11 protein-coding genes are annotated in these 12,159 nt (G+C 62.1%); 5 read left to right on the forward strand and 6 right to left on the reverse strand.

Features of this window, described 5'->3' with window-relative positions:
* Positions 1-16: 16 nt before the first annotated feature.
* Positions 17-910: a bestrophin family protein gene (locus tag QF043_RS13360; RefSeq protein WP_307418845.1), complete on the reverse strand. Its 894-nt coding sequence runs from the start codon at positions 908-910 to the stop codon at positions 17-19.
* A gap of 226 nt (positions 911-1,136) precedes the next feature.
* Between QF043_RS13360 and QF043_RS13365 the strand changes: the two genes are divergently transcribed.
* Genes QF043_RS13365 through QF043_RS13385 form a run of 5 tightly spaced genes read left to right on the forward strand, consistent with a single transcriptional unit; the run spans position 1,137 to position 6,691 of the window.
* A complete protein-coding gene (locus tag QF043_RS13365) occupies positions 1,137-2,783 on the forward strand; it encodes an AMP-binding protein (protein WP_307418846.1) in 1,647 nt (548 codons plus the stop codon).
* A 21-nt stretch (positions 2,784-2,804) separates the two neighbouring features.
* Complete coding sequence (locus QF043_RS13370) at positions 2,805-3,572, forward strand: SDR family NAD(P)-dependent oxidoreductase (RefSeq protein WP_307418847.1); 768 nt, start codon at positions 2,805-2,807, stop codon at positions 3,570-3,572.
* A 12-nt stretch (positions 3,573-3,584) separates the two neighbouring features.
* Positions 3,585-4,769 carry an acetyl-CoA C-acyltransferase gene (locus QF043_RS13375; protein WP_307418848.1) on the forward strand — a complete coding sequence of 395 codons (1,185 nt, stop codon included), beginning with the start codon at positions 3,585-3,587 and terminating at the stop codon, positions 4,767-4,769.
* A gap of 9 nt (positions 4,770-4,778) precedes the next feature.
* Positions 4,779-5,906 (forward strand): acyl-CoA dehydrogenase, encoded by a 1,128-nt coding sequence (locus QF043_RS13380; RefSeq protein WP_305459915.1) that lies wholly within the window; start codon positions 4,779-4,781, stop codon positions 5,904-5,906.
* An 11-nt stretch (positions 5,907-5,917) separates the two neighbouring features.
* Positions 5,918-6,691 carry an enoyl-CoA hydratase gene (locus QF043_RS13385; protein ID WP_307418849.1) on the forward strand — a complete coding sequence of 258 codons (774 nt, stop codon included), beginning with the start codon at positions 5,918-5,920 and terminating at the stop codon, positions 6,689-6,691.
* Positions 6,692-6,826: 135 nt separating this feature from the next.
* On the opposite strand, the gene QF043_RS13390 is transcribed toward QF043_RS13385, so the two are convergent.
* The 5 genes from QF043_RS13390 to QF043_RS13410 form a co-directional block, all read right to left on the reverse strand.
* On the reverse strand, positions 6,827-7,978 hold the full coding sequence (locus QF043_RS13390; protein ID WP_307418850.1) for an acyl-CoA dehydrogenase family protein: 1,152 nt from the start codon (positions 7,976-7,978) through the stop codon (positions 6,827-6,829).
* A 3-nt stretch (positions 7,979-7,981) separates the two neighbouring features.
* The gene (locus QF043_RS13395; protein ID WP_307418851.1) at positions 7,982-9,085 is read right to left on the reverse strand and encodes an enoyl-CoA hydratase/isomerase family protein; all 1,104 of its coding nucleotides are present in this window, start codon (positions 9,083-9,085) and stop codon (positions 7,982-7,984) included.
* A gap of 117 nt (positions 9,086-9,202) precedes the next feature.
* Positions 9,203-9,916: an HPP family protein gene (locus QF043_RS13400; RefSeq protein ID WP_307418852.1), complete on the reverse strand. Its 714-nt coding sequence runs from the start codon at positions 9,914-9,916 to the stop codon at positions 9,203-9,205.
* Positions 9,917-10,080: 164 nt separating this feature from the next.
* On the reverse strand, positions 10,081-10,269 hold the full coding sequence (locus QF043_RS13405; protein ID WP_307421383.1) for a hypothetical protein: 189 nt from the start codon (positions 10,267-10,269) through the stop codon (positions 10,081-10,083).
* Positions 10,270-10,536: 267 nt separating this feature from the next.
* A complete protein-coding gene (locus tag QF043_RS13410; protein ID WP_307418853.1) occupies positions 10,537-12,159 on the reverse strand; it encodes a glycosyltransferase family 39 protein in 1,623 nt (540 codons plus the stop codon).

Here is a 12,159-nt window from a genome sequence, read left to right on the forward strand (position 1 = left end):
GAGTGTCAAACCCGTATCAGCCGAGCACGTAATCCACCGGTTCCAGGGCAGGGGGCAGGTCGATCTCGCCCAGGGCGGCGAGAATCTCGCGCTCCAGGGTGCGCACTATCGCATTGCAGGGCAGATCGTTTTCATCGAAACCGAACGGGTCTTCCAGATCATCACCGATTTCATCCAAACCAAAGAACGTGTAGCTGACGATGGCGGTGAACACCGGCGTCAACCAGCCCAACGGCTCGGCCATGGCGAACGGCAGCAAAATGCAAAACAGGTAAATGGTGCGGTGCAACAGCAAGGTGTAAGGGAAGGGCAGCGGTGTGGTTTTGATCCGCTCGCAGGCGGCCTGCACCAGGCTGAGGCTGACCAGCCGGGTTTCCAGCTGGGTGTAGCGCCATTCACTGATCACGCCCTGTTCGGCCAGCCGCGAAAACCGCGCGCCCAGTTGTTGCAGCACCTGGTCGGGGAGGTTGGGATGCGTCGGCTCCACAGCCATCCAGGGCGTGATAACGCGGGCTTGATCTTCACGGCGCAGGTGCGCGACCAGGCCGTGGGCAAACCCGCACAGCCCACGCAGCAGGCTGGCGCGTTCAGGTGAGTCGCCCAGCACTTGGGTTTCGCGAATCAGCGAGCGCACCTCAATAACCATCTGCCCCAGTTGCTTGCGGCCCTCCCACCAACGGTCGTAGCAGGCGTTGTTGCGAAAGCTCATGAAGATCGACAGCGACAACCCCAGCAAGGTAAACGGCGTGGCATTGACCTTGGAGAAGTAGGCCGGGTGCAGGGTCTCCACCAGCACGATCACCGACGCCAGCAACGTGACCATCAGGCTGCGCAAGGCGATGCGCTTGGCAATCGAACCTTTAAGGGAAAACAGGATACCCATGAGGTTGGGTTTGGGGCGGACGATCATCGGGACACGGCTTCTTTGGCGGCGCAGGCCTGGAGAATAGGAGTTTGCGCCCAGAGCGTCCAATCACTGCGACTGACCGGCTGATAGGCCGGATCAATGATTAGCCAAACCAGTCAGCCAAGTTGAAGGCTTTGACCATTGCCGCCACCGCGCGCCAGGGCGATTATTTCCACGATTCTCGTCGTGAAAATGTCCTGAAAATAAAAACACACAAGGATTTGGAACCATGCGTGAGTATTTGGCTGCCACCACCGCATTCGATTACCAACACACCGTTGACGCCGCCCTGTCCGGCAACCTGCAAGCCTTGAATGCCTGCGTGGAGTGTTGCGACCGCCACGCGCTGCCGGGGCGCATTGCGCTGTTTTGGGAAGGCAAGGATGGGCGCAGCGCCAGCGTGACCTTCAGCCAATTGCAGGACCAGTCGGCGCGCTTTGCCAATTTCCTTCTGGCCCAAGGCGTGCAACGCGGTGACAAGGTGGCGGGGCTGCTGCCACGCACGGCAGAATTATTGGTGGTGGTGTTCGCCACGTGGCGTATCGGCGCGGTGTATCAGCCGCTGTTTACCGCCTTCGGCCCCAAGGCCATCGAGCATCGGCTCAACAGCTCCGGCGCCGCGTTGGTGGTCACCGATGCGGTCAACCGCCCCAAGCTGGCAGAAGTCGAGGGCTGCCCGACCATCGTCACGGTGGCCGGGGACAAGGGCGAAGGCATTGTGCGCGGCGACTACAGCTTCTGGGCTGAGCTGCCGAATTATTCGAATTCCTGCGAGCCGGTGCTACTGGGCGCAGAAGACCCGTTCCTGTTGATGTTCACCTCGGGCACCACCGGCCCGTCAAAAGCGCTGTCGGTGCCGCTCAAGGCCATCGTCGCGTTCCAGAGCTACACCCGCGACGCGGTGGACTTGCGCCCCGAGGACGCGTTCTGGAACGTCGCCGATCCGGGCTGGGCCTATGGCATCTATTTTGGCGTGACCGGGCCATTGTCCATGGGCCATCCGATTACGTTCTACGATGGGCCGTTCACCCTGGAAAGCACCTGCCGGGTGATCAATAAATACGGGATTACCAACCTCACCGGTTCGCCCACTGCTTACCGCCTGCTGATCGCCGGCGGCGAACAGTTCGCGCGCTCGATCAAGGGCAAGCTGCGTATCGTCAGCAGTGCCGGCGAGCCGCTGAACCCGGAAGTGATCCGCTGGTTTGCCGACAACCTGGGCGTGGTCATCCATGACCATTACGGCCAGACCGAACTGGGCATGGTGCTGTGCAACCACCATGGCCTCGCGCATCCCGTGCACGTCGGCTCGGCGGGTTTTGCCTCACCGGGCCACCGCATTGTGGTGCTCGATGATGAGTACCAGGAACTGCCGGCGGGCCAGCCGGGCATCCTCGCCATTGACCGTGAGCATTCGCCGATGTGCTGGTTCGCCGGTTACGACGGGGTAAAGACCAAGGCCTTTGTCGGCAAGTATTACCTCAGCGGCGACACTGTGGAGCTGAATCCCGATGGCAGCATCAGCTTTGTCGGGCGCAGTGATGATGTGATCACCACGTCCGGCTACCGCGTGGGGCCATTTGACGTCGAAAGCGCACTGGTCGAACACCCGGCCGTGGTCGAAGCCGCCGTTGTCGGCAAACCGTGCCCGGAGCGCACCGAACTGGTCAAAGCCTTTGTGGTGCTCAACGAACAGTACCGCGCCACGCCGGAGCTGGCCGAGGAGCTGCGTCTGCACGTGCGCAAGCGCCTGGCGGCCCACGCCTACCCACGGGAAATCGAATTTGTCAGCGACTTGCCCAAGACCCCGAGCGGCAAGCTGCAACGCTTTATTTTGCGTAATCAGGAAATTGCGAAGGCACAGGCCAACGCCTGATCCACTTTTAAGGAAACAATGATGCAGATTGAAAACAAGGTATTCCTGGTCAGCGGCGGCGCTTCGGGCCTCGGCGCGGCCACCGCTGAAATGTTGATTGGCGCCGGTGCCAAAGTGATGCTGGTCGACCTGAACGCTGACGCCGTGGCGGCCAAAGCCAGCCAACTGGGCGACAACGCCCGCAGCGCCGTGGCCGATATCAGCCAGGAAGCCGCCGCCGAAGCGGCCGTTCACGCCGCCGTTGCAGCCTTTGGTGGCCTGCACGGGCTGGTGAACTGCGCCGGGGTGGTACGTGGCGAGAAGATCCTCGGCAAGAGCGGCCCGCACGCGTTGGCCAGCTTTGCCCAGGTGATCAACGTCAACCTGATCGGCAGCTTCAACCTGCTGCGCCTGGCGGCTGCGGCCATCGCTGAAACCGAGGCGAACGCCGACGGTGAGCGTGGCGTGATCATCAACACCGCCTCGGTGGCCGCGTTTGACGGGCAGATCGGCCAGGCGGCGTATGCCGCCTCCAAAGGCGCGATCGCCAGCCTGACCTTGCCCGCCGCCCGCGAACTGGCGCGCTTTGGCATTCGCGTGATGACCATTGCTCCGGGCATTTTCGAAACCCCAATGATGGCCGGCATGACCGCCGAAGTGCGCGATTCCCTGGCCGCAGGCGTGCCATTCCCGCCGCGTTTGGGCAAACCGTCCGAATACGCCGCGCTGGTACGCCACATCATTGAAAACAGCATGCTCAACGGCGAGGTGATCCGTCTCGACGGCGCCTTGCGCATGGCAGCCAAGTAAGGAGAACACCCCATGAACGATCCGATTGTCATTGTCAGCGCCGCGCGCACGCCCATGGGCGGTTTCCAGGGCGACCTCAAAGGCCTGACCGCGCCGCAACTGGGCGCTGCCGCGATCCGCGCCGCCGTCGAACGGGCCGGGATTGCCCCGGATGCCGTGGACGAAGTGCTGTTCGGCTGCGTGCTGCCCGCAGGCCTTGGCCAGGCGCCTGCGCGTCAGGCAGCTTTGGGCGCCGGGCTGGACAAGGCCACGCGCTGCACCACCTTGAACAAAATGTGCGGCTCGGGCATGGAAGCGACCATCCTCGCCCACGACTCGCTGCTGGCCGGCAGTGTCGACGTGGTGGTCGCCGGCGGCATGGAAAGCATGTCCAACGCGCCGTACCTGCTCGACCGCGCGCGCAGCGGCTACCGCATGGGCCACGGCAAAGTGCTCGACCACATGTTCCTCGACGGCCTCGAAGACGCCTATGACAAGGGCCGCCTGATGGGCACCTTTGCCGAAGACTGCGCCGAGCACAACGGCTTCACCCGTGAAGCCCAAGACGCCTTCGCCATTGCCTCGCTGACCCGCGCGCAAGAGGCCATCACCCACGGCAGCTTTGCCGCCGAAATCGTTCCGGTGCAGGTCACCGTCGGTAAAGAGCAAAAGACCATCCTGCATGACGAACAACCGCCCAAGGCCAAGCTGGACAAGATCGCCAGCCTGAAACCGGCGTTCCGCGAGGGCGGCACGGTGACGGCGGCCAACTCCAGCTCGATTTCCGATGGGGCGGCGGCGTTGTTGCTGATGCGTCAGTCCGAGGCGCAACAGCGTGGCCTCAAGCCCTTGGCGGTGATCCACGGGCACGCGGCGTTTGCCGATGAACCCGGGTTGTTCCCGGTGGCGCCCGTGGGCGCGATTCGCAAGCTGATGAGCAAGACCGGCTGGAACCTGGGCGACGTTGACCTGTTTGAAATCAACGAAGCCTTTGCGGTGGTCAGCCTGGTGACCATGAGCAAGCTGGAAATCCCCCACAGCAAGGTCAATATTCACGGCGGCGCCTGTGCCCTGGGCCATCCGATTGGTGCTTCCGGTGCGCGTATCCTGGTGACGTTGCTTTCGGCCCTGCGCCAGAAAGGCCTCAAGCGTGGGGTTGCCGCCATCTGCATCGGCGGCGGTGAAGCCACGGCCATGGCCGTCGAATGCCTGTATTAAGGACTCAACATGCTGCCCAATGACGAACAACTGCAAATCAGCGAAGCGGCCCGGCAATTTGCCCAGGAGCGCCTGAAACCCTTCGCCGCCGAGTGGGACCGTGAGCACCGTTTCCCCAAGGAAGCCATCGGCGAAATGGCCGAGCTGGGCTTTTTCGGCATGCTGGTGCCGGAACAGTGGGGCGGTTGCGACACCGGCTACCTGGCCTACGCCATGGCCCTGGAAGAAATCGCCGCCGGCGATGGCGCGTGCTCGACCATCATGAGCGTGCACAACTCGGTGGGTTGTGTGCCGATCCTCACATTCGGCAACGACCAGCAGAAACACCAGTTCCTCACGCCGCTGGCCAGTGGCGCCATGCTCGGCGCCTTCGCGTTGACCGAACCCCAGGCCGGTTCCGACGCCAGCAGCCTGAAAACCCGCGCCCGCCTCGAGGGCGACCATTACGTGCTCAATGGCTGCAAACAGTTCATCACCTCCGGGCAGAACGCCGGGATCGTGATTGTGTTTGCGGTCACCGACCCGGCCGCAGGCAAGCGCGGGATCAGCGCGTTCATCGTGCCCACCGACTCGCCGGGCTACACGGTGGCGCGAGTGGAAGACAAACTCGGCCAACATGCGTCCGACACCTGCCAGATCCTCTTCGAAGACGTAAAAGTGCCGGTCGCCAACCGTTTGGGCGAGGAGGGTGAAGGCTACAGGATCGCCCTGGCCAACCTCGAAGGCGGCCGCGTCGGTATCGCCTCGCAATCGGTGGGTATGGCCCGCGCCGCCTTCGAAGCCGCCCGTGACTATGCCCGCGAGCGCGAAAGTTTTGGCAAGGCGTTGATCGAACACCAGGCCGTGGCCTTCCGGTTGGCCGACATGGCTACCCAAATCGCGGTGGCCCGGCAAATGGTGCATTACGCCGCGGCCCTGCGTGACAGCGGCAAGCCAGCCTTGGTCGAGGCGTCGATGGCCAAGCTGTTTGCTTCGGAAATGGCCGAGAAAGTCTGCTCTGCCGCCTTGCAAACCCTGGGCGGTTACGGTTACCTGAGCGACTTTCCACTGGAGCGGATCTACCGCGATGTGCGGGTCTGCCAGATTTACGAAGGCACCAGCGATATTCAACGCATGGTCATCTCACGCAACCTTTAAGGAGCCGATACATGAGTTACGAAACCCTTTTGCTTGAAGTCCAGGGCCGTGTCGGGCTGATTACCCTCAATCGCCCGCAAGCCCTGAACGCCTTGAACGCCCAGTTGGTCAGCGAGTTGAACCAGGCGCTGGACGGCCTGGAAGCCGACCCGCAGATCGGCTGCATCGTGCTGACCGGCTCGAAAAAAGCCTTCGCCGCCGGCGCCGACATCAAAGAGATGGCCGAGCTGACCTACCCGCAGATCTACCTCGACGACCTGTTCAGCGAAAGCGACCGCGTGGCCAACCGCCGCAAGCCGATCATTGCTGCCGTCAACGGTTTCGCCCTGGGCGGCGGTTGTGAACTGGCCTTGATGTGCGACTTTATCCTGGCCGGTGACGGCGCCAAGTTCGGCCAGCCGGAAATCAACCTCGGCGTACTCCCGGGCATGGGCGGCACCCAGCGCCTGACCCGCGCCGTGGGCAAGGCCAAGGCCATGGAAATGTGCCTGACCGGGCGCTTTATCGACGCCGTCGAAGCTGAGCGCTGCGGGATTGTGGCGCGTATCGTGCCGGCCGATGACCTGCTTGAAGAGGCGCTGAAAACCGCGACCTTGATTGCCGGCAAGTCTGTGCCGATCAGCATGATGGTCAAGGAAAGCGTGAACCGTGCGTTTGAGGTGAGCCTGTCGGAAGGCGTGCGCTTTGAGCGCCGAGTGTTCCATGCCGCGTTTGCCACCCAGGACCAGAAGGAAGGCATGGCGGCATTTGTGGCCAAGCGCGCGCCTGAGTTCAAGGACCAGTAACCCGACCGCAAAATCACTGAAGTTCAAAATGTGGGAGCGGGCTTGCTCGCGAAGGCGGCCGGTCAGTCAAAGATGCAGTGACTGATGAACTGCATTCGCGAGCAAGCCCGCTCCCACATTGGTTTTGTGTGGCTTTTAGAGCTGGTAGTTCTTCAGCTCCCTGGCAATCACCATCCGCTGAATCTCGCTGGTGCCTTCGTAAATCTGCGTAATCCGCGCATCCCGGTAATAACGCTCCACCGGGTAATCCTCAAGATACCCATACCCGCCATGGATCTGCATCGCCGAGGAGCAGACCTTTTCGGCCATCTCCGAGGCGAACAGCTTGGCCTGGGAGGCTTCCGACAGGCACGGCTTGCCGGCGCTGCGCAGGCGTGCGGCGTGCAGGATCAGCAAGCGGGCGGCATTGAGCTGGGTCTGCATGTCGGCCAGCAGGTTGGCAATGCTTTGGTGCTCGATAATCGCCTTGTTGAATTGCACGCGATCACGCGCATACGCCAGCGCCGCCTCAAACGCCGCACGGGCGATGCCCAACGCTTGCGCGGCGATGCCGATACGCCCGCCTTCGAGGTTGGACAGGGCGATGGCCAGGCCTTTACCGCGTTCACCCAACAGGTTGGCTTCGGGTACTGTGCACTGGTTGAGCGTGACGGCGCAGGTGTCCGAAGCCCGAATGCCCATCTTGTGTTCGGTACGGTCGACCACAAAGCCCGGTGTGTCGGTGGGCACCAGGAAGGCCGAGATACCTTTCTTGCCCAGCTCCGGGTCCGTCACCGCAAACACAACGGCCAACCTGGCGCGCTTGCCGTTGCTGACAAACTGCTTGGCGCCGGTGATCACCCACTGGCCATCGCGCAATTCGGCGCGGGTGCGCAGGTTATGGGCTTCGGAACCGGCCTGGGGCTCGGTGAGGCAGAAGCAGCCAATGGCCTGGCCGCTGGCCAGTTCGGCCAGCCAGGTGTGTTTTTGCGCATCGGTGCCGTAGTTGAGGATTGGCCCGCAACCGACTGAATTATGGATACTCATGAGTGCGCCGGTAGCCCCATCACCGGCGGAAATCTCCTCGACGGCCAGGGCATACGCCACGTAATCGACATAGGTGCCGCCCCATTCTTCAGGCACCACCATGCCCAGCAGGCCGAGTTCGCCCATCTTCGCGACCAGGGCGTCATCGATCCAGCCGGCTTTTTCCCAGGCTTGCGCGTGCGGGGCGATTTCGCCACGGGCAAAGTCGCGGGCCATGTCGCGAATCATCACTTGTTCTTCAGTGTATTCAATATCTTGCATGGCTTATTTCTCGCTCTGCGTGAAGTTGCTGAAGAAGCTCTCGACATGGTTGGCGTCCAGCTCATGGACCGTTGCGGGGTTCCAGTGTGGGGTTTTATCCTTGTCGATAATCAACGCGCGAACCCCTTCGATCAGGTCGCCGCGTTCGAACCACTGGCGATCCAGATGAAGCTCCAGCGCGAAGCATTGTTCCAGCGGCAGGCGGCGGCCACGGCGCAGCATCTGCAGGGTCACGGCCATCGCCAGCGGCGAGCGGGTCTGCATCAGGCTGGCGGTGGTGAGCGCCCATTCGTGGCTGTCGGCAACGGTGACTTGCTGCAGTTGCTCGACCATGCTTGGCACATCCGGCAACGCGAAGAAGTGGTCGATCGCCGGGCGCAGCGCGGCCAGTGGGGCGTCGGGCAATTGTTGAACTGCAAGCTTGGCCAGTACACCTTGCAGGTCCTTGAGCGGCGAATCCTGCCATTGCAGGCGGTCGAGCTTCTGGTCGAGTTCGGCGAGTTTGGCGCTGTCGATACACCAGTCGGCCAGCCCGCAATACAGCGCATCGGCAGCGCGGATCTGCACGCCGGTGACGCCAAGGTAAACCCCCAGCTCGCCAGGGATACGCGAGAGGAAATAGCTGCCGCCCACGTCCGGGAAATAACCGATGGCCACTTCCGGCATCGCCAGGCGGCTGCGCTCGGTCACCACACGCAAATCGGCGCCTTGCACCAGGCCCATGCCGCCGCCGAGAACAAACCCGTCCATCAGCGCCAGCACGGGTTTGCAGTAATGATGAATCGCCAGGTCGAGGGCGTATTCCTCGACGAAGAAATCCTGGTGCAGGCTGTCGCCCTGCTTGAAGCTGTCATAGAGGGAGCGAATATCGCCACCGGCGCAGAACGCCTTCTCACCGGCGCCGCGCAGGACCACGGCATACACCTGCGGGTCATCCGCCCAGGTCTGCAACTGCGTGGTCAGACTGCGGACCATGTCCAGGGTGATGGCATTCAAACCGGCGGGGCGGTTAAGGGTGAGGTGGCCGATATGGTTGCGGACTTGCGCCAGTACCTCGTCTTGAAGAATTCTGGCCTGGCTTGCTTCGGATGAAACCTGAGCAGTCATCACTAACTCCCTGCTTTTATTGTTCTTTATCAAGATGTTCGCGTACGAACTATCTCGCGATCGTACCAGTGCAAATTTGCCCAGTACAACCCGGAATCATGCAGGTCGTTTTTGCATTTATGCAGCGCTGCGGCTACCCAGCACTTCAGCGATGCTGCGGCGCCGGGCATGGCCTTCCGCTGCGTGGATCAATTGCTCCAACTCGGTCGGCTCCACATCAAAGAACTGCTCCATGTCGGCCAGGGCCAGCTTCAGATCGGCTGCCGTGATGGCCGCGTCGGTCACCGGCGCGGTGTTGCCCAGGACGATGGCGGGCGGCTCGACTGCGCCCTTGGGGTAACGCGTGCGTGTCAGGTTGTTATAGGCCAGCGCACAGGCCAGCAGCGCGCCCGCGCCGAGCATCACCGGCGCCACTTCCTGCCAACCCAGGGCGATGGAGGCCGGGTCTGCGAGCACCAGGGTCATGGCCAGGCCACCGGCGGGCGGGTGCAGGCAGCGCAGCCAGCAAATCAGCACCACCGTCATGCCTGCCGCCAGGCAAGCACTGCCCAGGGTGCGGCCAAGTACCCGCGCCACCAGCAACGCGACGACGGCGGCACACAAGTAGCTGCCGATAATCGACCAGGGCTGAGCCAGCGCACCGGACGACACGGCAAACAACAAAACCGCCGATGCACCGAGCGGTCCGAGCAGGTGCAAGGCGACTTCCATACCGAATACCTGGGCACACACCCAGACGCTCAATAGCGTGCCCAAGGCCATGCCAATGGCGGCGCGGCTCCATTCGGCGGGGCGGGTATTGATTGCAGCGGGTAACCAGCGAGCGAGCATCGACACGATCCATAAAGCGGCAGGCGAAAAAAAAGGCTCGTCTGGTTGCCCGGATAAGCCCTTTGAACGTTCCAACAGTTGGGGGAGGAACCTGTGCAGTGTGCCGAGCTTGCTGCCAGGGTGCCAATGCATATTAATGAAGGTTAAATGCAAAAATAATGCAGTTAATGGCCCTCGTTATAGATGATGCGCTGCGTCGGTTGCGGCAGTGGTGTGCAGATACGTCCGAGTACACGAGTGTCCGTCTCTTCATTGAACAGCTGTCTTTGCAGGTTCTCCTGCAATTCAGGGTCGTCGGCCAGCGGCCCCTTCAGTGCCACCAAGGCGTCGCGCAACGCCATCAATCGATCCAGCCTCGGCGCAGGGATAAGCAACAGGTCTTCTGGCACGGCATTGCCCTTATGATCAAGCAGGTCGGTGTGCGTGGAAGGCTGACTGCGCCCGGTAGTAGATAGTTAACGCACATGACAAAGGAGTCTACATTTGGGTTCCGGGCATCGGAAGGCAAAGTGCGCCAGCGTTTACGCATAGCTGTGTAGGCGCTTTCCGGGCGGTTATAACGAAAAACGCCCACTCTCGAAGGAGTGGGCGCTGTTTCCGTCAGACTGCTGTCAGCGTGATTACGGCGCGCTGACTTTCTCCAAGTGGAGCAACACATACGGGTCTTTGTCGAATTCCCCGGTGAGCGTCGGCGTGATCGAACGCAAGCGCGGATCCTGCAGCTTTTCGAAGTCCTGGGTACTCATTACCAGCCACGCCGGGCCTTGCAGCGGCGCCAGGTCCGCCGCCGACTGGGTAAACAGCGGCACCTTATCGCAGTTGAAGTTGACCATGAACTTGATGGCTTTCGCATCTTTGCCCAAACCATGCAGAACCACCGGTGCCGGCTGCTGCATGATCTGCGCTTTGACCCCAAGGCTGAATGTGCGGGTGTCGTAGAGGGTGCGCTCCAACGGCTCAACCACCACAATGTAGGTCGACCACAGCGCCAGTACCGCCGCCAGTGCCGACCCCAGCGGGCGTAGACGCGACTTGAGCAGTGACAACAGCGCCACGGCTTGCAGTACGCCGAGCACGCCGAAGACCAGCCCCAGGCTGTCCAACTGTGCCGGGTAACGCTTGCGCGCCACCACCAGCCCGACTACCAGCAGCGCCGGCAGCAGCGTCCAGATGCCCAGCATCAAGCCGCGCAGCCAGGCGAACAAGCGCCCTTGGCTGACCTGGAACGGATAGGCCGCAATGATCGCCGCCATGGGCAGCATCGGCAGGATGTAGCGTGCCTTCTTGGCCTGAGGGACCGACAGGCCAAGCATCACCAGCAAACCCGCCGCGGCGCAATACAGCACCAGTTTCAGTGCCGGGTCGGGTGCCCGACGACCACTGATGGCGACTGCCAGCAGCACCAGCAACGCCAGCGGATAGGCCAGCGCGTAGTTGCCCATGGAACTGGTGAAGTAATACAAAACGCCGCTGGAACCTTCGGTGCCGTCCATGCGCCCCAGGAACTGCATGCGGATCACGTCCTGCATGAAGTCCTCGCCACCACTGAGCTTGGCTAACAGCAACAACAGGCCGACACACGCCGCCAGCACGGCCAGGGCGATAAAGCCGAAGGTGAACAGTTGGCGCCATTGGCGGTTGATCAGGTAGTAGCTGCACAGCACGCCGGTGGGGATGACCAGGCCGATTGGCCCACGCACCGCAAAGCCCAGGATCAGCAGCAAGAACAGCCAATGCAAGCGTTTGGCCGCCCCGAAATGGTCATGGGCATAGCCCAGGTAGAACACCGTCAAGGCGATGGCCGCGAGCATCTGGTCCAGCGACACCGAGCGGGTTTCACTGATGAAGGTGCTGCTGAGCAGCAACATCGCGATGCTGAGCAGGCCCCAGCGCGTGGAGTAGGGCGCCGTGAGGCGATACACCAGCACCACGATCAGCGCCGAGGCGATGGCCGTGGGCAACCACGCCGTCAGGCTGCTGACCTCGCCAAACGGCAAGGACAACAGCCAGGTCAGCAGGGTCGAGGTCGCCAGGTAGTCAGCGTAAGGTTGGCCATAGGTGGTAGGGAAAAAACTCGGCCCATGGCGCAGCATTTCCTGGGCAAACACCACGAAGCGCGAGTCAAAGCCGATGATTGCCTGGTGCCAGTTGCCAACAATAAACAGCACCAGCGCCAGGAGCCCGAGCCCCAGCGACTGGTTGCGCAGCGTTGCTGTAAGCAGCGGCGGTTGAGCTTTGTTCAC

Source organism: Pseudomonas sp. W3I7 (assembly GCF_030816095.1).
Lineage (GTDB): Bacteria > Pseudomonadota > Gammaproteobacteria > Pseudomonadales > Pseudomonadaceae > Aquipseudomonas > Aquipseudomonas salomonii.